The sequence below is a fragment of the Micromonospora sp. CA-269861 genome (assembly GCF_050948505.1).
Lineage (GTDB): Bacteria > Actinomycetota > Actinomycetes > Mycobacteriales > Micromonosporaceae > Micromonospora.
Genome location: NZ_CP192014.1, coordinates 5,423,605 through 5,445,517, shown reverse-complemented (window position 1 = coordinate 5,445,517; position 21,913 = coordinate 5,423,605). Strand labels below are relative to the sequence as shown.

At 69.5% G+C, this 21,913-nt stretch carries 22 protein-coding genes, 1 other RNA gene and 1 pseudogene; 16 read left to right on the top strand and 8 right to left on the bottom strand.

Going from position 1 to position 21,913, the window contains the following annotated elements:
- The first annotated feature begins 7 nt into the window (after positions 1 to 7).
- The 8 genes from ACQP0U_RS24840 (at position 8) to mctP (ending at position 8,351) form a co-directional block, all read left to right on the top strand.
- Complete coding sequence (locus ACQP0U_RS24840; protein ID WP_433311403.1) at positions 8 to 580, top strand: flavoprotein; 573 nt, start codon at positions 8 to 10, stop codon at positions 578 to 580.
- A gap of 124 nt (positions 581 to 704) precedes the next feature.
- Positions 705 to 1,541 carry a Nif3-like dinuclear metal center hexameric protein gene (locus ACQP0U_RS24835; RefSeq protein WP_433321097.1) on the top strand — a complete coding sequence of 279 codons (837 nt, stop codon included), beginning with the start codon at positions 705 to 707 and terminating at the stop codon, positions 1,539 to 1,541.
- Positions 1,531 to 2,268: a zinc ribbon domain-containing protein gene (locus ACQP0U_RS24830; protein ID WP_433311401.1), complete on the top strand. Its 738-nt coding sequence runs from the start codon at positions 1,531 to 1,533 to the stop codon at positions 2,266 to 2,268. The genes ACQP0U_RS24835 and ACQP0U_RS24830 overlap by 11 nt, the downstream gene beginning before the upstream one ends.
- A 3-nt stretch (positions 2,269 to 2,271) precedes the next feature.
- The gene (locus ACQP0U_RS24825; RefSeq protein ID WP_433311399.1) at positions 2,272 to 3,423 is read left to right on the top strand and encodes a bifunctional RNase H/acid phosphatase; all 1,152 of its coding nucleotides are present in this window, start codon (positions 2,272 to 2,274) and stop codon (positions 3,421 to 3,423) included.
- Complete coding sequence (locus ACQP0U_RS24820) at positions 3,357 to 3,593, top strand: putative leader peptide (protein ID WP_433311396.1); 237 nt, start codon at positions 3,357 to 3,359, stop codon at positions 3,591 to 3,593. Before ACQP0U_RS24825 ends, ACQP0U_RS24820 begins: the two co-directional genes overlap by 67 nt.
- A 110-nt stretch (positions 3,594 to 3,703) precedes the next feature.
- Entirely contained in the window at positions 3,704 to 6,160 is a 2,457-nt protein-coding gene (locus ACQP0U_RS24815; RefSeq protein ID WP_433311393.1) for a M14 family zinc carboxypeptidase, read from the top strand.
- 240 nt (positions 6,161 to 6,400) lie between these two features.
- The gene (locus ACQP0U_RS24810) at positions 6,401 to 6,643 is read left to right on the top strand and encodes a DUF3311 domain-containing protein (RefSeq protein ID WP_433311390.1); all 243 of its coding nucleotides are present in this window, start codon (positions 6,401 to 6,403) and stop codon (positions 6,641 to 6,643) included.
- A 58-nt stretch (positions 6,644 to 6,701) separates the two neighbouring features.
- Entirely contained in the window at positions 6,702 to 8,351 is a 1,650-nt protein-coding gene (mctP, locus tag ACQP0U_RS24805; RefSeq protein ID WP_433311387.1) for a monocarboxylate uptake permease MctP, read from the top strand.
- Positions 8,352 to 8,525: 174 nt separating this feature from the next.
- Here the strand turns inward: mctP and ACQP0U_RS24800 are convergent, their stop codons facing one another.
- A complete protein-coding gene (locus ACQP0U_RS24800; RefSeq protein WP_433311384.1) occupies positions 8,526 to 8,987 on the bottom strand; it encodes a MarR family winged helix-turn-helix transcriptional regulator in 462 nt (153 codons plus the stop codon).
- A gap of 54 nt (positions 8,988 to 9,041) precedes the next feature.
- Here ACQP0U_RS24800 and ACQP0U_RS24795 point away from each other — a divergent pair, with 54 nt between their 5' ends.
- Positions 9,042 to 10,265 (top strand): MFS transporter, encoded by a 1,224-nt coding sequence (locus ACQP0U_RS24795; RefSeq protein WP_433311381.1) that lies wholly within the window; start codon positions 9,042 to 9,044, stop codon positions 10,263 to 10,265.
- Positions 10,266 to 10,374: 109 nt separating this feature from the next.
- On the opposite strand, the gene ACQP0U_RS24790 is transcribed toward ACQP0U_RS24795, so the two are convergent.
- A complete protein-coding gene (locus ACQP0U_RS24790; protein ID WP_433311378.1) occupies positions 10,375 to 11,136 on the bottom strand; it encodes a sulfite exporter TauE/SafE family protein in 762 nt (253 codons plus the stop codon).
- Between the two features lie 127 nt (positions 11,137 to 11,263).
- On the opposite strand from ACQP0U_RS24790, the gene rnpB reads away from it, so the two are divergent.
- The 4 genes from rnpB (at position 11,264) to ACQP0U_RS24770 (ending at position 14,676) form a co-directional block, all read left to right on the top strand.
- Positions 11,264 to 11,679, top strand: an RNA gene (rnpB, locus tag ACQP0U_RS24785) — RNase P RNA component class A.
- Between the two features lie 1,580 nt (positions 11,680 to 13,259).
- Positions 13,260 to 13,436 carry a hypothetical protein gene (locus ACQP0U_RS24780; RefSeq protein ID WP_433311375.1) on the top strand — a complete coding sequence of 59 codons (177 nt, stop codon included), beginning with the start codon at positions 13,260 to 13,262 and terminating at the stop codon, positions 13,434 to 13,436.
- A gap of 125 nt (positions 13,437 to 13,561) precedes the next feature.
- A complete protein-coding gene (locus tag ACQP0U_RS24775) occupies positions 13,562 to 14,080 on the top strand; it encodes a SigE family RNA polymerase sigma factor (protein ID WP_433311372.1) in 519 nt (172 codons plus the stop codon).
- Positions 14,080 to 14,676 carry a hypothetical protein gene (locus ACQP0U_RS24770; protein ID WP_433311369.1) on the top strand — a complete coding sequence of 199 codons (597 nt, stop codon included), beginning with the start codon at positions 14,080 to 14,082 and terminating at the stop codon, positions 14,674 to 14,676. The genes ACQP0U_RS24775 and ACQP0U_RS24770 overlap by 1 nt, the downstream gene beginning before the upstream one ends.
- A gap of 41 nt (positions 14,677 to 14,717) precedes the next feature.
- Here ACQP0U_RS24770 and ACQP0U_RS24765 read toward each other — a convergent pair.
- A pseudogene (locus tag ACQP0U_RS24765) lies at positions 14,718 to 15,163 on the bottom strand (DUF5984 family protein).
- Positions 15,164 to 15,720: 557 nt separating this feature from the next.
- Here ACQP0U_RS24765 and ACQP0U_RS24760 point away from each other — a divergent pair.
- On the top strand, positions 15,721 to 16,002 hold the full coding sequence (locus ACQP0U_RS24760; protein ID WP_433311367.1) for a hypothetical protein: 282 nt from the start codon (positions 15,721 to 15,723) through the stop codon (positions 16,000 to 16,002).
- Positions 16,003 to 16,225: 223 nt separating this feature from the next.
- Here ACQP0U_RS24760 and ACQP0U_RS24755 read toward each other — a convergent pair whose 3' ends face one another.
- The gene (locus ACQP0U_RS24755; protein WP_433311364.1) at positions 16,226 to 16,417 is read right to left on the bottom strand and encodes a DUF397 domain-containing protein; all 192 of its coding nucleotides are present in this window, start codon (positions 16,415 to 16,417) and stop codon (positions 16,226 to 16,228) included.
- Entirely contained in the window at positions 16,404 to 17,210 is an 807-nt protein-coding gene (locus tag ACQP0U_RS24750) for a helix-turn-helix domain-containing protein (RefSeq protein ID WP_433311361.1), read from the bottom strand. Before ACQP0U_RS24750 ends, ACQP0U_RS24755 begins: the two co-directional genes overlap by 14 nt.
- Positions 17,211 to 17,450: 240 nt before the next feature.
- Between ACQP0U_RS24750 and ACQP0U_RS24745 the strand changes: the two genes are divergently transcribed.
- Together ACQP0U_RS24745 and ACQP0U_RS24740 are read left to right on the top strand one after the other, a co-directional pair.
- The gene (locus ACQP0U_RS24745; protein WP_433311358.1) at positions 17,451 to 17,750 is read left to right on the top strand and encodes a hypothetical protein; all 300 of its coding nucleotides are present in this window, start codon (positions 17,451 to 17,453) and stop codon (positions 17,748 to 17,750) included.
- Complete coding sequence (locus tag ACQP0U_RS24740) at positions 17,747 to 18,001, top strand: hypothetical protein (RefSeq protein WP_433311356.1); 255 nt, start codon at positions 17,747 to 17,749, stop codon at positions 17,999 to 18,001. The genes ACQP0U_RS24745 and ACQP0U_RS24740 overlap by 4 nt, the downstream gene beginning before the upstream one ends.
- 56 nt (positions 18,002 to 18,057) lie before the next feature.
- On the opposite strand, the gene ACQP0U_RS24735 is transcribed toward ACQP0U_RS24740, so the two are convergent.
- The 3 genes from ACQP0U_RS24735 to ACQP0U_RS24725 all read right to left on the bottom strand — a co-directional run bounded on the left by ACQP0U_RS24735 (position 18,058) and on the right by ACQP0U_RS24725 (position 21,804).
- Complete coding sequence (locus tag ACQP0U_RS24735) at positions 18,058 to 20,853, bottom strand: TIM-barrel domain-containing protein (protein WP_433311354.1); 2,796 nt, start codon at positions 20,851 to 20,853, stop codon at positions 18,058 to 18,060.
- A gap of 138 nt (positions 20,854 to 20,991) precedes the next feature.
- Positions 20,992 to 21,372: a hypothetical protein gene (locus tag ACQP0U_RS24730; protein ID WP_433311352.1), complete on the bottom strand. Its 381-nt coding sequence runs from the start codon at positions 21,370 to 21,372 to the stop codon at positions 20,992 to 20,994.
- Positions 21,373 to 21,420: 48 nt separating this feature from the next.
- Entirely contained in the window at positions 21,421 to 21,804 is a 384-nt protein-coding gene (locus tag ACQP0U_RS24725) for a hypothetical protein (RefSeq protein WP_433311349.1), read from the bottom strand.
- Positions 21,805 to 21,913 lie beyond the last annotated feature (109 nt).

Below are 21,913 nucleotides of genomic sequence, written 5' to 3'. Positions count from 1 at the left end.
CGGTGTGATGGCCGGTGCAGCGCGCAGCAGCGGGCACCGTGAGGTGCTCTACGTCATCGCCTGCGGTTCGCCGCTGGCCCGACATGTCGGTCGTCTGGTCGACCTCGCCCAACGGGACAGTTGGGACGTCTGCGTGGTCACCACGCCGGACGGCGCGAAGTTCGTCGACCAGTCGGCCCTGATTCGGCAGACCGGCCACCCGGTGCGGACGCACTACAAGAATCCCGGTGACCCGGACGTGTTACCGCCCGCCGACGCCATGATCGTCTGCCCGGCCACCGTCAACACGGTCAACAAGTGGGCGGCCGGGATCACCGACACCCTGGCGCTCGGGCTGCTGGTCGAGGCCCAGGGCAAGGGCGTCCCCATCGTGGCGGTGCCGTACACCAACGCGGCGATGGCCTGCCACCCGGCGTTTCGTGCCGGGGTGGCCCGGTTGGCCGAGTGGGGCGTCACTGTGCTCTTCGGCGACGACGTGATCGCTCTGCATCCGCCCGGAACGGGGGAACAGCACCTGCACGCCTTCCCCTGGGCGATGCCGCTGGCAGCCCTGCAGACCGTCTCCTGGACCGCCGCCTAGCGCGTCCGGCAGATCTTCCGCCCGACGCGCTGGGCGGCGGGCCGGGTGTCACCGCCCGGTGGCCTCCACGCCGGTAAGCTGGCCCGCCGTGAGCACAAGCGGATCCGCCCCCACAGTCGGCGACGTGGTGGCCGAGCTGGAACGGCGCTTTCCGCCGGTCTGGGCGGAGGAGTGGGACCGGGTGGGCCTGGTGCTCGGCGAGCCGGCCGCCCCGGTCCGCCGGGTGCTCTGCGTTGTCGACGTGGTGCCCGAGACGGTCGACGAAGCCCTCGCCGCCGACGCGGACCTGATCGTCTCGCATCACCCGCTGCTGCTGCGCGGGGTGTCGTCGGTCGCGGCGACGACCTTCAAGGGGCGGATCATCCACCGGTTGATCCGGGCCGGGGTGGCGCTCTACGCGGCGCACACCAACGCCGACGTGGCCTCCCCGGGCGTCTCCGACGCCCTCGCCGCCCGTTTCGGGCTCACCGGTCTGCGCCCACTTCAGCGGCCCGCGCCCGGCTCGCCCGCCCACGGCGACGACAGGGGTTTCGGTCGGATCGGCGAGCTGCCCCGGCCGATGACCCTCGCCGAACTGACCCGGCACGCCGCCGCGGTGCTCCCCGTCACGTCCTGGGGAGTTCGCGCGGCGGGGGATCCCGGGCGTATGGTTCGTACCCTCGCCGTCAGCGGCGGGTCGGGGGACAGCTTCCTCGGCGCCGCGACCGCCGCCGGGGTGGACGCGTTCCTCACCGCCGACCTGCGGCACCACCCGGCCGGCGAGCACCTCGCCGCCGATGGTCCCGCCCTGATCGACGCCGCCCACTGGGCGACCGAACGACCGTGGCTGGACGACCTGGCCGCCTTCCTCCGGGAGGCGCTGGACGTCGAGACGCTGGTGTCCGACCTGGACACCGACCCGTGGACCGTGCACGCCGCCGCACCCGTTGTGGACGACAAGGAGCCCGACCGTGAAGGCTGACCCTCAGGTGCAGCGCCGCCTGCTCGACCTCCAGGCGATCGACACCAACCTCGCCCAGCTCGCCCACCGTCGGCGAACGCTTGCCGAGCGGGCCGAGCTGGAGTCGCTGGCCCGCGAGCTGTCGTCGATGGAGGACGAGCGGGTGCGCGCCCAGGTGGCGGTCGACGACCTGGACCGGGACATCGCCCGGTTGGAGAAGGACGTCGAGCAGGTCCGGGCCCGTAAGGAGAAGGACGAGAACCGACTGGCCGCCGGCACCGGTCCCGCCCGTGAGCTGGAGGCGCTCCAGCACGAGCTGGTCTCGCTGAAGCGCCGCCAGGGCGACCTGGAGGACGCCGAGCTGGAGCTGATGGAGCAGCGGGAGACCGCGCAGGGCGTGCTGGACGGCGTGGAGCAGCGGCTGGCCGAGACCCGGGACAAGCGGGCCGCTACCGAGCAGCGCCGCGACGAGGCGCTGGCCGAGATCGCCAAGGAGGAGGAGTTCAAGCGGGGCGCCCGTCAGCCGCTCGCCGGCGACCTCCCGAGCGATCTGGTCAACCTCTACGACAAGATCCGCGAGGACACCGGGCTGGGCGCCGCGCTGCTCACCGCGGGCCGCTGCGGCGGGTGCCGCCTGGACCTGTCCGGTGCCGACCTGGCCCGGATCCGCAAGGCCGCCCCCGACGACGTGGTCCGCTGCGAGGACTGCCGACGGATCATGGTCCGCACCAACGAGTCGGGCCTGTAGGTCGTGGCGCCGCGCGTGGTCTCCATCGAGGCCGACGGTGGGTCCCGGGGCAACCCCGGCCCCGCCGGCTACGGCGCGGTGGTACGCGACCCGGAGACCGGCGAGGTGCTCGCCGAGCGCTCCGAGTCGCTCGGCACGGCCACCAACAACGTCGCCGAGTACCAGGGCCTGATCGCCGGGTTGACCGCCGCCGCCGAGCTGGGCGCCGCCGAGGTGGACGTCCGGATGGACTCCAAGCTGGTGGTCGAGCAGATGTGCGGCCGGTGGCAGATCAAGCACCCCGGCCTGCGTCCCCTCGCCGCCCAGGCCGCCGCGCTGGTGGGCCGGTTCACCGCGGTCCGGTTCAGCTGGATTCCGCGCGAACAGAACCGGCACGCCGACGCCCTCGCCAACGCCGCCATGGACGCCGCCGCGGGCCGCCCCCCGGCGACGCCGACTGCCGGCAAGCCCTCGACGACGCCCGCCGCCCCGATCATCGGCAGTGACCCGGCGACCGCGCCGGCCTCCTGGGAGCCGCGGCCGAGCTTCACCGCAACCCGGCTGATCCTGGTCCGGCACGGCGAGACCGCGTACACCGAGCAGCGGCGCTACTCCGGGCGCGGCGACGTGCCGCTCTCCGAGCGTGGCCGGGCCCAGGCCCGGGCCACCGGCGCCCGGGTGGCCGAGCTGGCCCCGTCCGTCGCGGCCGTGCTCAGCTCACCGTTGTCCCGGTGTACGGCCACCGCGGCGTCGATCGCCGGGGCGCTCGGTGACGTGCCGGTGCGCACCGAGGACGACCTGATCGAGTGCGACTTCGGCCAGTGGGAGGGACGCACCTTCGCCGAGGTGCGCCAGCAGTGGCCGGGGGAGATGGACGCCTGGCTCGCCTCACCCCGGATCGCGCCGCCCGGCGGGGAGTCGTTCACCCACGTCGCCGAACGCGCGCACCGCGTCATCACCGGGCTTCTCACCGCGTACCCCGGTGAGACGGTGGTGGTCGTCTCGCACGTCTCGCCGATCAAGCTGGTGCTGCGCGACGCCCTCGCGGCCGGCGACGGTTTCCTGCACCGGCTCTTCCTGGACGCGGCCGGCATCTCGGTGCTCGACATGTGGCCCGACGGCGGCGTGGCCGTGCGTACGGTCAACGACACCGCACACCTCGCCAAGATCGACTAATTCCCATCTGTCGGGAGGGTTTTGGCGTACGGGCCCGAACCTGTGGGGGAGCTGTTGACAGTGGACGTACCCCGAACCAAGATCGGTTCGTGCGAAGCGTTCACCTGACGAAGCGGGGTCACATCGACCTCCTGCGCGTCGCCAGCGCTGCCTGTCGACGCTCCATCTGACGCCGGGTTCCTCCCTCCCTCTCGCACGCTGCAGGCGTCTCCCATCCCCGCTGGTCTCCGGCCCCGCGGCGCGTCCGCCTGCGCGTACCCCTCCGACAGGAGATCCGTTCATGCTGTCCGCACGACGTTTACGCCGGCTCGCCGCGACCGCGGTGAGCACCACCCTGCTCGCGACAGTGGTCCTGACCGGACCGGCGTCCGCCACCTCGCTGCCCACCGTGCCGCCGACCCCCGTCGACCTCTCCGACGTGCGGGGCTACCCCCGGCAGAGCACCCTCCCGGTCTGGCCGGACAACCCGGCCGACGCGTCCATCCCGATCGGTGTCATTCCGTACGACGAGATCGCGCCGAAGCTGAACGCGCTCCAGCGGGCCAGCGACCGGGTCTCCGCCCGGGTCGCCGGGAAGTCCGCCGGCGGCTACGACCTGTACGCGGTCACCGTTACCGCGCCGGAGAGTCGTACCGAGGCACGGCAGCAGGAGACCTGGAAGCGGCTGATCGAGGACGAGCCCGCCCGGGCGCAGCGGGACCGTAAGCTGCTCAGCGGCTACAAGACCCCGCTGTTCGTCAACGCCAACATCCACGGCAACGAGTGGGAGGGCACCGACGCGGCGCTGCGGGTCATCGAGGAGTTCGCCACCGACCGCAGCCCTGAGGTCGCCGAACTGCTGCGACGCAACCGGCTGGTCTTCAACATCACCTCGAACCCGGACGGCCGAGTCGCCGGCACCCGGGCCAACTCGGCCGGCTACGACCTCAACCGCGACCTGACCATCGTCGCGCAGCCGGAGACCAACCTCATCCGCAACCTGATCATCGACACCAAGCCGATCATCACGCTGGACCTGCACGGGTACGTCAACCCGACCCTGCTGCACCCCAGCACCCCGCCGCACAACGTCAACAACGAGTACGACCTGTACATCAAGCACGGCCTGCCCAACGCGTTGGCGATCGAGGAGGACCTGCGCGGCCTCGGGTACGCCGAGACCCAACGGGCCCGGATCCCGTTCCGCGACGACGAACCGGGCGTGTGGGACGACTTCCCGCCGATCTACGTGCCGTCCTTCGCCATGTTGCAGAGCAGCATCCCGTACACCATCGAGGCGCCGCTCAACCCGCGCGGCAGCTCGCTCACCCCGGAAGAGCGGGTACGCCGCTCCGGCATCAACACCGACGTGCACGAGGTGGCGATCCGTACCTCGCTGCGCTACATTCAGGAGCACCGGGCCGAGGTGCTGCACGACCAGGCCGAGGTCTACCGCCGGGGCCTGGCCGGTGAGCCGTTGCGCGACCTCCCCGACGGCTACGTGCCGGGCTGGGGGCCGGAGGACAACTACCACACCACCTTCCCCCGGGCGTACGTCATCCCCAGCGGCACCGGGCAGCGCTCCGAGCCGGCCGCGGCCCGCCTGGTCGACCTGCTGATCAGCAGCGGTGGCCGGGTCTGGAAGGCGAAGCAGGCGTTCACCGCCGGCGGAAACCGCTACCAGGCCGGCTCGTACGTCGTCGACCTGCACCAACCCAAGCGCGGCCTGGTCAACTCGCTGCTCGAACCGGGCGCTGACATCACCGACCGGGTGAACGACCTCTACGCCGGCCCGGCCGCCTGGAGCCAGGGGCTCACCTGGGGCGCCACAGTGGACACCGTGTGGGACACCCTGCCCCGGGTGCGGCTGGAGCGGACCTACGACGGTCGCGCCGAAGGCACGCTGCCCGCCGGTCGGTCCGACCTACGCCTGGATCTGCGGGACGCCGCCGATCTGCTCGCGGTGAACTCACTGCTCGCCAAGGGCGTCGAGGTCCACCGGCTCGCGGACGGGTCGGTGGTCGTTCCCGGCACCCCGGCCAACCGTAGGCTGGCCGCCGCCGAGGTCCGCGCCCACGCGGTCAGCTTCGAGCGCGCGCCGGCTGGCTGGCGGGGCACCCGACTGGATCGGGTCGTCGTCGGCTACCTCGGTTCGGTGGAGGAGCGCGACACCCTCGCCGACCTCGGCTTCGAGGCGCGGGCGCTGACCGCCGCGACGTTGACCGGCACGTTGACCGAGGACGTGGACGTCCTGCTGGTCGCCGACAACGTCAACCTGGCGAACCTGACCGCCGAGAACCGGGCGGCACTGGACCGCTTCCTCGCCCGGGGCGGCGGCGTGGTCGGCCTGGGCACCGCCGGGGCGTCCTTCAGCAACGCCGCCGCGCTGCTGACCGTGACCGCCACCGCCGCGCCGAGCCTGGCCAGCGGGGTCGCCAACATCGTCAACAACGGGGGACCGGTCACCACATCCGCCATCCCGCACGCGTTCATCAGCCAGCCCGTCTGGTTCACCGGCCTGGGCGCGGGCGTCGAGGTCGAGCAGTCGTACGCCGCCGACCCGCTGCTCGCCGGATGGTGGGCCACCGACGGGGCCAACGGGCAGGCCGCGGCGGCCAACCAGGCAAGCATCGTGCGGGGTGTCTCCGCCGCCGACAACGGCGTGGTGCTGTTCGGCACCGACCCGACGTTCCGACTGCACCCGAAGGGCCAGCAGTCGCAGCTCGGCCGGGCCCTGCTCTGGGCGGCGCAGCGCTGACCCCTGCTGGGTGAGCCAGCGATCAGCCGATGTGGGGCCCGGGTGCGAACCGCACCCGGGCCCCACTCCGTCGACGGCCAGCCGCACCTGCTCATCCGTCAGGCGAGCCGGGCGCGCCGTTCGGCGCAGCCGGCCAGCCGTTCAGCGCAGCACTCTCTGGACGGGCAAGGTGACCGCCATCACAGGGTCGTAGCCTCCGGCCGTTACATCGAATGCCTCGACTCCCCGGAGGTGTGTCAGATGGCTGCACCCGAACCGGAGGCGCCCACCACGGCGCCGGCCAGGGCGAAGGACCACAGCCCCTGGAACTGGTTGCTCTTCATCCCCATCGTGGTGCCGCTGATCCCGGTCCTCTTCAATGGCGACTCGCCCCGGATCTTCGGCTTCCCGCGCTTCTACTGGCTGCAACTGGCCTTCATCCTGCTCGGCGTCGGCACCACCACGTTGGTCTACCAGATGACCAAGAAGCGGGGAGACCGATGAGCGCGAGGAGTGAGCCGGGTTTGCGAGCCCCGCAGTCGCGAACGAAGGAGGTCCAGTGATGTGGCGTGACCATCTCACCGAGATCATCGTCTTTACCCTGCTGTTCCTCCTGGTCAGCGCGATGGGCTTCGTGGCCGCCCGCTGGCGGGCACCGAAGGACATGGCCCACCTGGACGAGTGGGGGCTGGGCGGGCGCAGCTTCGGCGGCTGGATCACCTGGTTCCTGATCGGCGGCGACCTCTACACCGCGTACACCTTCGTGGCGGTGCCGGCGTTGATGTTCGGTGCCGGCGCGGCCGGGTTCTTCGCCGTGCCGTACACCATCGTCATCTACCCGCTGGTCTTCCTGGTGCTGGTGCGGCTCTGGTCGGTGTCGCACCGGCACGGGTTCGTCACGCCCGCCGACTTCGTCCGCACCCGGTTCGACTCGCCGGTGCTGGCGCTGCTGATCGCCATCACCGGCATCGTCGCCACCATGCCGTACATCGCGTTGCAGCTGGTCGGCATCGAGGCGGTGCTCAAGACGATGGGCGTCACCGGCGACAACGCGCTGGCCCGGCACCTGCCGATCATCATCGCGTTCGCCATCCTGGCCGCCTACACGTACCAGTCGGGGCTGCGCGCGCCAGCGTTGATCGCGTTCGTCAAGGACAGCCTGATCTACATCGTGATCCTGGTGGCGGTCATCTACCTGCCGTACAAGCTGGGCGGCTGGGGCGACATCTTCGCCGCCGCCGACGCGAAGTTCGACGCCTCGCCCAATCCGAACGACGGCATCCTGCTCAACGGCAACAACCAGCTCCAGTACGTGACGCTGGCGCTCGGCTCGGCGTTGGCGCTCTTCCTCTACCCGCACAGCATCACCGGTGTGCTGGCCAGCAAGAACCGCGACGTGATCAAGCGGAACATGTCGGCGCTGCCCGCGTACAGCCTGCTGCTCGGGTTGATCGCGTTGCTCGGCTACATGGCCATCGCGGCAGGTGTGAAGCCGCTGCCCGGTGCCAAGGAGGGCACTGTCGACAGCAACACCGTCGTGCCGTTGCTGTTCGACCAGCAGTTCCCGGACTGGTTCGCCGGAGTCGCGTACGCGGCGATCGGCATCGGCGCGCTGGTGCCCGCGGCGATCATGTCGATCGCGGCGGCGAACCTGTTCACCCGCAACATCTACAAGGAGTACCTGAAGCGGGACGCCTCCCCGGCCCAGGAGGCGAACGTCTCGAAGATCACCTCACTGGTGGTCAAGGTCGGCGCGGTGGCCTGCATCGTGTTCCTCGACCCGCAGTTCTCCATCGACCTTCAGCTGATCGGTGGCGTGATCATCCTGCAGACGCTGCCGGCTGTGGCGCTGGGCCTCTACACCCGCTGGTTCCACCGCACCGGCCTGATCGTCGGCTGGGCGGCCGGCATGGGCCTGGGCATGTGGATGCTCTACCAGGTCGCCAGCCCGACCCGGAAGCACTTCGGCGGCTCGGCGTTCCCGCTGTCGGAGTTCGGGTTCGACACCACCCGGACGATCTACGTCGGCATCGTGGCGGTGGCGGTCAACCTGGCCGTGGCGGCGCTGGTGACGCTCGCTCTGCGGGCCGCAAAGGTCGAGGAAGGAGCCGACGGCACCGAGCCGGACGACTACTTCGCCGACGAGGGCGACCCCCGCGTCACCCCGGGCACCGACCGCGACGCCGACTCGGCCCGCGAACCAGTCGCCTGACCTGAGGTACGCCCGGGCACCGACGAAGGTCGGCGCTCGGGCGTTCCCGTCTCCCGCGATCCCCGCGCCCCCCGCGTCGATCTTGCAGTTATGGTGCCCGGTTGGTGGTGTTTAGCGGTGGTTTGTCGCCGCCGAAACTGCAAGATCGACGAAGGCGGGGTGGGGCGGGGTGGGTTAGCGGGGGCGGTTGCGGTTTATCAGGGCCTGGTTGAGGCGGCCCAGCAGGGCTGCCAGGGCGGAGCGGTCCTCGGCGCTCCAGTCGGCGAGCATGTCGCCGTAGAGCCGGGTGCGCGCGGCCTGCACGGCGGCCATCCGCTGGAGGCCGGCGGGGGTGGGGGAGATGACAGTGCCGCGGCCGTCGGACGGGTCCGGGGTGCGGGTGATCAGGCCGTCCCGCTGAAGCGCTGACACCTGCCGGGTGACTGTCGAGCCGTCCAGGTTGAGCCGGGCGGCGAGTGCCGAGACGTTCTGCGGGCCGGCGTCGGCCAGGTGGCGCAGGATGACGTACGCCGCGCGGTCCAGCACCCGGTGCTCGGCGGTGCCGGTGGCCCGCCGGGTGGCCTCGCCGAAGCGCATCAGCAGGGCCACCTCGGTCTCGATCCGGCCGAGGGTGCTCTCGTCATGGTCGTCGCTCATAGCTGTAGGATACAGAATAAGTACCTGTACGATACAGCTATTTGAGGAGTCGGAGTGGATCGGCGTTCCGAACCGAACCGCAGTGCCATCTACGCCACCACGCTGGTGGCCTTCCTCGCCATCGCCGGCATCGCCGTCGTCGACCCGATCCTGCCGGCCATCGGCGAGGCGATCGGCGTCACCGCCTGGCAGGTCGAGTTGCTGTTCACCGCGTACATCGCGGTCATGGCCCTTGGCATGATCCCCGCGACGTTGGCCAGCGGCCGGTTCGGCTTCAAGCCGGTGCTCATCACCGGCGTCTCCGTGGTCGGCCTCGCCGCGATCCTCGCCTCGTTCAGCGACAACATCGTGCAGTTGTCCGTGCTGCGCGGCGTCTGGGGGCTCGGCAACGCGATGTTCTTCGCCACCGCCATGGTGGTGCTCGTCAACCTGGCCGTCGACCGCGAATGGGTGGTGGGCCTCTTCGAGACGGCCCTCGGTCTCGGCTTCGCCGTCGGACCGCTCATCGGCGGCCTGCTCGGCGAGATCAGCTGGCGGCTGCCGTTCTTCGTCTGCGGTGTCTTCATGGTTCTCGCCCTCGGCGTGGCCTCCCGCAAACTCCGCGAACCCACCAACCGGCAGGCCCCGGTACGCGTCGGCCAGATCTTCGCCACCTACCGCCGGCCGGCGTTCATCGCCCTCTGCGTGGTCACCGCCGCGTACAACTTCGTGTTCTTCGTGGTGCTCGGCTACACGCCGCTCTTCCTCGGCCTGGACATCATCCCGCTGGGGCTCGCCTTCACCGGCTGGGGTCTCGGCCTGGCCACCGGCATCCTGGTGATCGGTCACCGGCTGGCCCACCGCATCGGCGCGGTACAGACCGTCGGCGTGGCCATCGCCGGGCTGCTGGTCTGCATGGTCCTCTTCGCCACCTCCACCAGCACCGCCGAGGCGCTCGTGGTGCTGGTGCTCGCCGGTCTCTGCATGGGCCTGGCCAACGCCAACCTCACCGACCTGGCGCTCGGCCTCGGCTCCAGCGACAGGCGCGTCGCCACGGGCGCGTTCAACCTGGTCCGCTGGGGTGCCGCCGCGCCGGCCCCGATCATCTCCGGCAAGCTCGCCGAGCAGTCGCTGTCGCTGCCGTTCTGGGTCGGCTTCGGGGTGCTCGCCGTCGGGGTGCTCGTCTACCTGGCCTTCGCGCACCTGATGGCCGCCGGCTACGGCGAACGGGTCCTCTGGTCCCGCTGGAACCGCGCCGCCGCCGACACCGAACACGAGCCCGTCGGCGAGACGTACTGACCCGTCGGCCCGTCTTCAAGATCCGCGCACCTTCGGGGAAACTGCTGCCTCAACGCTGACGGAGGCAGCACTATCCCTGAAGTTGCGCGGATCTTGGCTTTGGCGCCACTCAGGTCAGGGCGCGCCAGAGCAGGTAGAGGCCGATCGTCGTACCGAACACCACGATCACCGTCTTGAGCACCACCGGCGGCAGCCGGCGGACGAGCCGGGCGCCCGCGTACCCCCCAATCAGGGTGGCCGGCGCGACCACCGCGACCGCCGCCCAGTTCAAGGGGCCGAACAGGGCGAACACCACGAGCGTCGTGAACCCCACCACCGCCGACAGCAGATTCTTGATCGCGCTCACCCGCGCCAGGGTCGCGTCCAGCACCAGGGCCAGCCCCGCCACCAGCATCACGCCGAGGGCCGCGCCGAAGTACCCGCCGTACACCGCACCGAGCGCGACCATCGTCTGCACCGCGACCGTCCGCTGGCGTGGCGACAGGTCCCGGGGGTGACCGACCAGCCGGCGCAGCGGGTCCTGGAAGGCCAGGACCGCTGTCGCGCCGAGGACCAGAAAGGGTACGACCAGCTCGAACGCGCGGGCCGGAGTGGCCAGCAACAGCAACGCCCCGACAATCGTGCCGGCGATGGTGGTAGGCACCAGCGTGGCCAGCGCGCGAGGGCGCGGCAGGTCCTGCCGACTGCCCGCCACGCTGGCCAGATACCCGGGGAAGACGGCGACCGAGTTGCTGACGTTCGCCGGCACCGGGGGCAACCCGATCGCGATCATCGCCGGAAAGGTGATCAGCGAACCACCACCGGCCACCGCGTTGACCGTGCCAGCAGCGAGACCGGCGGCGAGCAGCAGCGCGGCGTGGGAGAGATCCATAGACCCACGAGGCTAGCCGTCGCCTCGCGGGGCAGATTCGCCGGACCGACCGTGAGCTGCGCGATCATGGCCAGGCGGGGCGGCAATACCGGCAGCACGCTCGTCGTTAGGATGAGAGCGCGACGGACGAGTCGACCGGGCGGCCGCGTCGGCGGGCTTCGGCCCGCCGCCGAGGAACGTCCGGACTCCACAGGGCAGGGTGGTTGTTAACGGCAACCCGGGGCGACCCGCGGGACAGTGCCACAGAAAACAGACCGCCGACCCCAACGGGGACGGTAAGGGTGAAACGGTGGGGTAAGAGCCCACCAGCACCCCGGGTGACCGGGGTGGCTCGGTAAACCCCACCCGGAGCAAGGCCAAGCAAGGGCCGTCACCGCAAGATGACGACCCGGCGCAGACGCTCGAGGGCTGCCCGCCCGATGTCTGCGGGTAGGCCGCTGGAGCCTGCCGGCAACGGCAGGCCGAGATGGATGGCCGCCGCCGGCGCAAACCCCTCGGGGTACGCGCCGCGCACAGAATCCGGCGTACAGGTCGACTCGTCCGTCGCCCACCAGCTCAGAGACCTGATCAAGGATCTGAGCTGGCCGTCTATTGGGCGCCGTTGGTTGACCTTGGTCATCGTTGGGCGGCGTTTGACGGCCAGCGAGGGACGTACCCGGCGCGCGATTGATGAACTGTTCGCGGCATCGTAGAGCCCGGAAATCTTCGGTACCGACCTCGATCCCGAGTCCGCGTTGCCGAGGCCGGCTGCGGTGCGGTGCGTCGTCAAGGAGTTCCGGGATGAGTCCGATGCGTGGTCGGTGCCGCTGGTCCTGGTCTCGACCGAGCCTGACAGCGTAGCGGCCGAGGACGGAACGGCCGTCTTCCTCGTGTCCCCGGACCTCTTAGGCCCGACGGCGGCCAGGTAGTGGCGGTGCGATCCCGCCGGCTTGTGTCCGAGCGGTTTGCCATCGTCGAGGCCCCCTGATTTCTCCAGACGCCCTGGCGACGCCCTGAGCAGGTGTCAGGCGAACGAACCGCCTGCTCAGGGAATGTTTCACCTTCATAATCCGGCATAGAGGTCGACTCGTCCGTCCCAATAGGTCGGCCGCCATGACGCGGGCCGACCTACTGTTCCTCCAGACGCTGCTGGTCGTCATCGGTCGGCGCGAGACGACCCGGTGACGGCCCAGACGTCCCATGGACGGCCGCGCGTTGCCGATTTCAAATAGTTGACACATGCCTGGGGAGTCGGTGGATCATCTGGCGTGCTTGATCAAACAGGACAGGGCCAAGCGGAGGTGCGGGCAGCGGCCCGCGCCTATCGGCAGGTGCCAGCGACTGTGCGTCGCGACGTCATCCGGTACTCCAACGAGAGACGCTCCCACCCAGATCCTCAGGTCGCCGCAGCCGCCGAACGGTGGGCGCGGGCGGTTCTGCGGCCCGCCTGGTGGAACCGGATCCCACCCTTCGTGTTACCGCTGTTGAGCGTGGTGCTCATGGCCGGCGGATTCGTCTCCGGGAGCTTCTTCCTTGCATGGTGGTGCGGGGTAGGGGGTTTCGTAGCTCTCGTTCTGGGCCTCCTGTCGTGGAATCAACGGCAGGCGGCCAAGCAGATACTCGAGTCGTCGATTGACGTTACGCAGCCCTGAGCGGCAGCCCTGGTCGTGTCGACCAGAGCGCGACGGCGTCGACGTCCGGTTGGACTGTCGCCGAAGAAGTGCCACCTGATCGACCCCGGACGACCGGCTGTCGCCAGTTGGTCCGGAGCCGCCGAGATTTCTTCGGATCGACGGCAACCTGCGGACCGTGGATCGCATGTACCCGGATGTAAGCCAAGACAGCCACGATCCGGAGGACCTGAGATGTCTGCGCGTCTACGTTCGCTGTTGCCCGCCACCACCATCCTGTTTGGACTTGCTGCCTGTAGTTCCACGCCGTCTCCTGCTCCGCCCGCCGCTGCTCCGGCTTCCGCTGCGTCGACTCCCACTTCGGCTGCTCCCGCTGATGGTGCCCCAGCCACTTCGCCCGCTGTGGCTGCCCCCGCGTCGGACCGTACGGCCGGGAGCGTCACGTGTCCCTCGGCGAAGGACCTCGAGAAACTGGTAGCACTGCCGAAGGGCTGGTATTTCGTTCCGTCGAGCGTGGAGTGCTGGAAGGGGTGGGCGACGGCCGAGCCGGACGGTCCGGCCACCGGTGACGGCGTCTACCTGTTCCAGTACAAGACCGGCACGGGCTGGCGGTACCACAGCCAGGGCAGCGCCTACGACTGTAAGAATCTCGGCATCAACGAGCCTGCGCCGTTCTGCCAGTACCCCTAGCCGTGGTGACCGAGGGTAGCGCGCTGGTTCGTACCGACGACGGTATACGGCATAGTCAGCCCGGGCCGCATCGACGGACAGCGCCGGCCGAACGAATTTCGGCACACGGGGGGCACGAGCGGAGTATGTCGAACTCCATAGACGAACTTTTCTGCGAGTTCGTTCGGACCCGGTCGCCCGCGTTGCTGCGGACGGCGTTTCTGCTCACCGGTGACCGGCACCTCGCCGAGGATCTGGTGCAGGATGCGCTGGCCCGCACCCATCGGGGCCGAAACCGGCTGGACGATCTCGGGCACTTCGAGGCCTACACCCGCACGGCGATGTACCACCAGCATGTGAGCTGGTGGCGACGCCGCAAGGTAGCCGAGTCCATGCCGGGCGATCTCGCCGACGTGGTGCAGCCCGGCAGTGACCACGCCCGGCGTACCGATCTCAAGCTCGCGCTGCACGAGGCCCTTGCCCAACTCACCCGGAGGCAACGCGCCGTGCTGGTGTTGCGGTTCTTCGAGGACCGCAGCGAGGCCGAGGCCGCGGATCTGCTGAACTGCTCGGTTGGCACGATCAAGAGCCAGACCAGCAAGGCGCTGGCCCGCATGCGAGAGATGGCACCCAACCTCCTCTCGGCCGTGATGGAGGAAGCCTGATGACCGACAACCTCGGGCCGCTGCGTCAGGCCATGTCCGATCTGGCCGAGCACGGCGGCAGCACCGACATGTACGAGCGCGCACTGCGCAAGTCGCGGCAGTCGCAACGGCGTACCGCGTTCACCACCGCGGCCGCAGCGGTGGTGCTCGCCATCGGCGCCCCAGTCGCCTTCGCCACCGTCAACCGGCCGGGACCGTCGACTCCGGTCGCGACCCAGCCGCCAACACCCAGCGTCGCACCGACCTCCGCGACGCCCAGCACGACGCCGTCGTCGACGCCGAGCACGACGCCGCCGTCGTCGACGCCCTCATCCCAGCGGACCAGTAACCGACCCCAGTATCCCGACTGTCCCTCGGCGAAGACCCTCGAAAAACTGGTGAAGCTGCCGAAGGATTGGTATTTCGTACCGTCGAGTGTCAGTTGCTGGCGGGCCTGGGCGACGGCCGAACCGGATGGCCCGATCACCGGTGACGGCGTCTACCTGTTCCAATACAAGGCCGGCACGGGCTGGCGGTACCACAGCCAGGGCAGCGCCTTCCACTGCGAAGACCTCGGGATCACCTCCGGCAACCCGCCGTTCTGCGAGATGGACTGAAACGCATTGCGTCCTGGCTGCGTAGGTCGGCTCACTGTTCGTCAGGTCGTCGAGGCGCTGGCACGTGTATCACCGAGCAGCAGGCGGGCGCCCTGGCGGATACCGTCCCAGTCAGTCTCGGGTGTGCGCTTGAGGTTCTCGGCGAGCCAATGCGGGCGGTCCTCGTGGTCCCGCCGTAGTCCGGCGAGGTCAAGGTCCACGCCGGCAGGCCGCCACGGCATTCCAACTCCTCGACCCGCTGCAGCATTGCCGTCATCAACCCTTTGTCGAGGGCGTGTACGGCCTCGATGTACGCGGCGGTCGGGACGCTCAATTGAAAGGCAGGACCGGCAGTGAAGCCGATCTTGCCGTTGTCCACGTGCCGCCAGTCCACGGCGATCTCGTCGCGATCGCCGTGGACGGTGCGCCAGAATCGGAGGCTCGGAGGATTCCGCAGATAACCGAGGTCCAGGTAGTGCCCGCTGTGCCAGCTCGCGGCCGTGACCACCGGGTGGTCGGGCGCGTCCGGGTCGATGTCCCCGAAGCCGTCCTCGTCGCCGGCGGTGAGGGAGGGGTCAGACGCGCGCCCAGGCGGCGGCGCGTGCGGCCCGTCTCGGGCCGCCTTGAAGACGTACAGAAACTTTGAACGGGGAACGGGAGCACAAAGCCTGGACCGTGGTGATCTCGGGACAGCGACTCGATGGTGCTTATATCAGGCTCGACGGCAACAGCCTTGACTACTGCCTACGCCATGCGGTCACTGCGCTTCGTGAGCGCTTTCCGGACGAGGTCGCTCTGGGCTGAGCTCCGACCGCGGAGCGCTGTCCCGCCGTCGGACGCGACGTGTTCGGAACTGTTCGGAACAGCTCAAACCCTTCCCCGCCTCACCAACCGCAGGTCAGGCTCATCATCAGATCGATGTAGCCGCGCAGGGCGATCTCCCTTTCGCAGGCCCACAGCGGGGCAAGGGAAGAAGCGTCCTCACGGGGGGCCGTAAAGCATCGGCAGACCAGTTGGTTCGACAGAAGGGCATTGATGATGCGGGTTGTCAAACAAGGTGGAGCGGTGCTCGGCCTAGCCGTCGCGCTGGCTGTCGGTGGCGTCGCCACTCCGGCGAGTGCCGAGTCGAACGCTCCGGTCGCCAAGAGCACGGTTGGCAATGGTGCCGACAGCGGCGCGTCCGCACAGGCCACCTGGCACTTCTACGCCGCCTACCCGGCCTGGACCAGCGCCTGCACGGCGGCCGGGGTGAACGGCTACAACCGCGGTTGGTGGTATGACTTCGACTGCGTGCTTCAACGCGGTAGCGACGGTGTACTCAAGAATTTCCTGTACATCGACTCCTGAGGGCTTCGCCTGCCTGCGGTGGACGGGGCCCATCGCAGGCAGGCGTCCTCCGGTGACGCCCTACAGCGGCCGGCAAGGCATGCCCGAACACCGCAACGCCCGGCATCGCCGGCATGCCATTGGCTCCCGTCGACTGATGTTTGACACGCGTTCGCCAGGTGTTCCCGACGTTGGCGGTTGCCGGCACTCCGGGGCGCGGAGGCTTTCGTGTGTCTGGCGCGGGTTACGAGCGTTCGGCGAGCTGGGCGACGAACGCCCGCCAGGCCGCCGGACCGAAGGTCAGGGCCGGGCCGGCGGGGTCCTTGCTGTCCCGGACGCCGATGACGCCGGGCAGGTTGTCAGCGACCTCGACGCAGTTCCCGCCACTTGCGCCGCTGCGGGTGGACTTGCGCCACCGGGCGTTACTGAGGTCCATGATGGCTCTCAACTTCCTTCAGCAGGTCGATGGACTGCCGGCGCGGTAGAGCCTCGTTCCGGACGCTCTCCCACCTTGCCTGAAGCGTAGCTACATCATCGTCCTTGTCGATGACGTCCCCGCCAAGCTGGTTTTCGAGGTGGCCAACCCACACGCCCTCGCTGGACCGCGCCAGGGCGAACGGTCCGGACAGCCCGATGTGCAGGCCGCTGGCGATCGGAATGACGTGGACGTGAACGTGCGGAAGCTCGGCGATCGCGACCAGGTGGGCGACCTGCTGGGCCATGATCCCGCCCAGACCATCACCCGTACGCCGGATCGCGGCTTCGTCCAGCACGGCGACGACCTGTGGCCGGCGCTCCCCGGTCAGGATCGCTTGCCTGCTCATGCGCCCCTGCACACGCTGCTCGACCTCGTCATCGGTGAGGCTTTCGACTGTTCGCAGGACGGTGCGGGCGTAGTGCTCCACCTGTAGTGGTCCGGGGATCAGGTTGGGCTCGAAGTAGCGAAGCTGTGTCGCTCCGCGCTCAGCGTCCAGCCAGGGTAGGAACCACGACGGTGCGCCGAACTTCGTTGCCAGGCGTTCGAAGAGTCCGCCGCTGTTCAGCGCCCGATCGGCGCCCTTGATGAAGTCGATCGTCAGTGCTCGCGTGCCGCTCTCCACGGCGCTGACGTGTGAGGCGCTGAAGCCCGCTGCCCGACCGAATGACTCTTGTGTCATGCCGGAGGCCCCTCGGGCGCGGCGGATCTCGCCAACGATGAACGCCGACAACGGGCCTGGTACGTCAGCCATACAACGCCCCTCAACTCAAAGATCCACTACCCGAGGTGCCACACGTCGAGGCCCTGTTAGGCCAGGTCACCCCGGTCGCCGGAAGCACCTTCCGAGCGTAATGGCCTCCACAGCAGAGTGTCACCAGGCGGCGCGGCTGGCAGGCCCACGAGATCCGGCGGTCGCGTTCGTAGCGGGGCCGCTCCCGACGGGCGAGCACTCACGGGAGCGGCCCCTTCCCAACGGCACCAAGGGGAGACCGTGCCCGACGACAAGCCCGAGAAGATCGGGAAGATGAAGGCCGGCGACGTGGTCTATCTGGCCACCGCGGCGAGCGTGCAGTTCCTGCGCCCGATCTTCGTGCGCGTCATCCGTGAGCTGCCCGAGCGGCACACGTACGACGGCTGGGTCTGGATTGAGGGTTACCAGCTGAACGCGGCGGGCGACGCGGTGGCGCACCGCGAGCTGTACGTGATGCGGGCGGGCGTGCGGTTGCAAGCCCTGCCCGTCATACCGACCAGGCCGGCCAAACGCCGCCGAAGCCCGGCGCGAGTCGGATGACCCCGCACCTGCCGATGCGCCCGGCGTGGCTGTGCCGCAACTGCGCCGCGCCCTGGCCGTGTGGCCCGGCTCAGCTCGCGCTCGTGACCGAGTTCTACGGTCATTCGATCGCGCTGGCGTTCTACCTGGCCGCGTCGATGCAGGAGGCGATCGACGACGTGTACGGCCTGGGGCTGCGCCCGGACCCGGCCGCGATGCACGCCAGGTTCCTCGGCTGGTTGTCAGTGGCCCGCCGACCTCGCCGAAACTGAAAACACACCGGCCGGGTGGGTCGCCCCCACCCGGCCGGCGTCCGGATCCCTAAACTTCAGTGCTTCTTGAACACCGGCATGGTGTCCAGCGTGGTGGTGATGTTCTGTGTGGTGCCGCCCCGGTACGTCTTCCCGGTGAAGATGTCCGTCCAGCTGTTGCCGGGCGGGAACCACACCGACGTCGTGGCGGTGTTGCCCGGCGATGTCACGGGTGCCACCAGGTAGTCCGGGCCGTAGAGGTACTGGGAACCGGCGGTGGCGTAGGCGGCCTGCTCATTCGGGTACGCCAGGTACATCGACCGGACGATGGGCGTACCCGTGCGGGTGGCCTCCTTGGCGGCGGCGTAGGTGTACGGCTGCAGTTCCTTGCGCAGGTTCAGGAACTTCTTGGCCGACGCGTTCGCCTCCGGGCCGTACTGCCAGGGCAGCCGGTCGCTGTGGTTGGAGTGCAGCCGGTCGATCGGCTGGAACGTGCCGAACTGGACCCACCGGGCGTAGAGGTCGTCGGGCAGCTTCGTGCTGCCCGGTTCGGTGCCCGGCTCCTGAAGGCCGCCGGTGTGCCCGCCGATGTCGTGGCTGACCGCGGCCAGCCCGGTCGCGGCCGACTCGCCAGGCGTGTAGCCGACCTCCATCTGGAGTGTCTGCCAGTTGGAGGTGGTGTCGCCGGTGAAGTGCAGCGTGGTGCGCTTGTCGGCCCATGGTCCGGTCGACACCGGCGTCGGGCTGCTGTAGCCGCCGGCCTGCAACGAGCCGTACGCCCGGGAGAAGGCGAAGCCGGTCTTGTCGGCGTACTGCTGGTTGATCCACGCGTCGGCGGTCACCCCGGCGAGCGAGGACTTGGTGTTGTCGCAGCACCAGTCCAGCCACCAGAGGTCCGGGCCCTTGCTGCCCTTGGGCAGCATCCCGTCGTGGAGCTGCATGTACGCCTTGAGCTGGTCCGGGTCGCCGAAGTCGAACGCGTAGCAGTCGGGACCGCCGTTGCAGCCGACGCGCTGGAGCTTGCCCTTCGCAGTGGCCTGCGCCTGCGCGAACTTCGGGTCCGAGCCGAGGATGCTCGGGTGGATGTTGATGCCGGTGTGCAGGCCCTGCTTCCTGGCCCAGTCGAAGAACGCCTTCGGGTCGGGGATCCGGGTGGGGTCGATGCTCCAGCCGTTCCACTTGTCCGGCGCCTTGACGTCGGTGTCGAGGACGAGCACGTCCAACGGCACACCCTCGGCCTTGGCCCGGGTCACCAGGTTCTGGAATTCGGTGGCGGTGCGGTCGTAGTACTCGGAGTACCACACGCCGTACGCCCACTTGGGCAGCAGCTTCGTGGGCCCGGTCAGTGTCGACAGGTCCTTCAGGGCACTGGTGAAGTCCTGCCCGTACGCGAAGACGTAGCCGTCCTGCTCGGCGGCGGGCCGAGGCTTGGTGGTGCTCAGGGCCGAGGCCGAGTCGTCGAGCAGGTACCAGCCGTCCTGGTAGAGAAGACCCGGAGCGGTGAGCGCGGAACCGGACACGCCGTCCAGGCCCCGGCGGTAGCCGCCGAGCGGCGCGTGCGGGGCGAGCAGCGGAGATACCTTGCTCGTGACGGCGACCGTGTCGACGTTGACGTTGCAACTGGCGTCCGTGGGGCAGGCCAGCGTCACGGTGTTGGTGCCACTGTCGAGGTGGACCGGGACGGAGACGGTGTTCCAGTAGTCCCATCCGCTCGTCGGCGGAAGGGTCGCCGTGACCGGCGCCGCCGTTCCGGCCGTGACCGACATGGTGCGCGTCTGGCTCGGCTGGGCGCCGGCCTGGCCGTTGGCGTAGCGGATCTGCACCTGGTAGTCACCCGCGGACGGAACATCCGTCACGGTGAGCGCGACGGCGGACGAGGTGCTCTCCAGGCCGGCCAGGAATCCCGTACCGGAAGCGCCGTTGTGGTCGTTCGCGGGCCGTGCGCCGCCGGCCAGCGCGCCGGTCTCGGCCTCTGCCAGCGCGCCGAACCGCACTGGCTGCGGCTCCGGTGCGGCAGGCGCCGGGAACGAATCGCCAGGGTTGACCATCGCGAGGCTGTCGACGTTCACATTGCCGGAGTCGGTGGGACCCCGCACGACCCTGACCTCGTGCCGGCCCGCGGTGAGATCAACGGGCACGCTGGCCAGGCCCCAGGTGTCCCAGTTCGCGGTGGGCGGCAGCGTCAGCGTGCGGCCGGCGTCGCCGTCGACCTGCACCGTCAGGGTGCGATCCACGTTCTGGCCGTCGCCGCCGGTGCTGTTGGCGTAGCGGACCGTGAGCTGCTTCGTGCCGCCTGCTGGCGCGTCGAGCGCGAACGTGACCGAGTCGCCGGACGAGGCGAAGCCGGCCGCGAAGCCGCGCCCGGTGAATCCCTGGTGGTCGGTGGCCACGCCGGGACCGCTCAGCTGCAACGACTCGGCCTCGCAGAGCGCGCCGAACGCGCAGGCCGGGGCGGTGTGGCCGGCCCAGGGCTGGCCCTGCACGACCTGCTTGCCGGCCTTGAGCTGCACGGTGAGGTTGTCGGCGGTGAACGCGCCCGAGCCGACCCGGTACCGCAACGTCATCGCGCCGGTGTCGATGGTGAGCCAGCCGTGGTCGACGCGCTTCGTGAAACGCGTACGGGCGAAGTCGTCGCGCCCGATGGCGTTGAACGTGGCGGCGTCGGTGAACCTGCCGTCCTTCTGGTACTCGGTGCGGATCAGGGTCGGGGACAGCACCTCGAAACGTGCGCCACCCGACCGTACGGCTTCGTCCTGCGCCCGGTGGTGGCTGGCCTGAGCCGGCGCGGACGGAGCGAGTGCCAGCCCCGTGATGAGAATGCCGGCTGCGGCGGCTGCTGTCGCGCGGCGACGCTGTGAGTTCCGATAGAGCAAGATGCGCTCCTCGTCTCATATGGAGGAAATGAGTCGATGACAACGCTGTCACTCACCCGAAACGCCTGTCAACGGATCTTGGAGGGTGTCCCTTCTCTCTTTCGTCAACAGCCGCGCACGACTACCAGCCCCGCACGACTACCGGTTCAGACGTACGGGGTCCAGGGCTCGGGCTGTTCGGCGTCCCAGCCCAGCTCCTCGAGTGCACGCAGTACCGCCCGTGCGCGGGGGGGTCCAGAAGAGCAGGACCTGGTCGCGCTCCTCGACCTCGAAGGCGACGGCGGTCGCCGGCAGCGGGAACCGTCGGGAGAACGGATGGTGCGCCACCGCGGCGACGTAGAAGTGTTCCAGGGTGTCCGATCCGGTACGCGACGTGAAGGTCAGCGTGCTGTCGTCGGCGTGCAGCTTCACCGTCGGCCAAGCCATACGTCGGACAGCGCGGAGGGAGCTGCCGCGGGTGAAGTCGAGGCGGTGAACGTAGGTGAGTCCGCCCCGCGCATCGAAGGTCTCCGAGATCATCGTCGGATGGTACGGCGATCGCGAGGGGTCGAGGCGCGGCGGTGGGAGCTACCAGATGTGCGCGCGCTCGTCGATGAATCGAGGCGGCTCGCCGAGGAAAGTGTCGGCCGGAACAGCGCCGTGTGCCAGGTTGAGCGTGTCTAAACGGTATGTCGTGGCGCCGCCATTCATCCCGGCAAAACGGTAGTTGATGTGCCAGCGCAGCCATTCGCCACGGGCGAGTCGCACCGTGGGAGGCCGGCGGTGACGGCGCGGCACACCCCAGGCTGCCGCTATCAGTTCGACTTGAAGGCTGCCGTCCACCGGCTTGAGACGCACCTCGCTTCGGTACGGCGGTCGTGTCAGACCCTCGCGAGGCTCGAACCCATCGGCCTCCGTCATCTCGATCTCCTGAGCGAACGGCACTGCTCGTGCCGGCAGGATGAACGACACCGGTACGGCGTTGCGCCGAGTCGCCTCAGCTCCGCCGCGTGAACGCCTGGTCCAGGACGTGTGAACCCACTGCACCACAGCATCCACCCGGCGATACTCGGTCGCTACC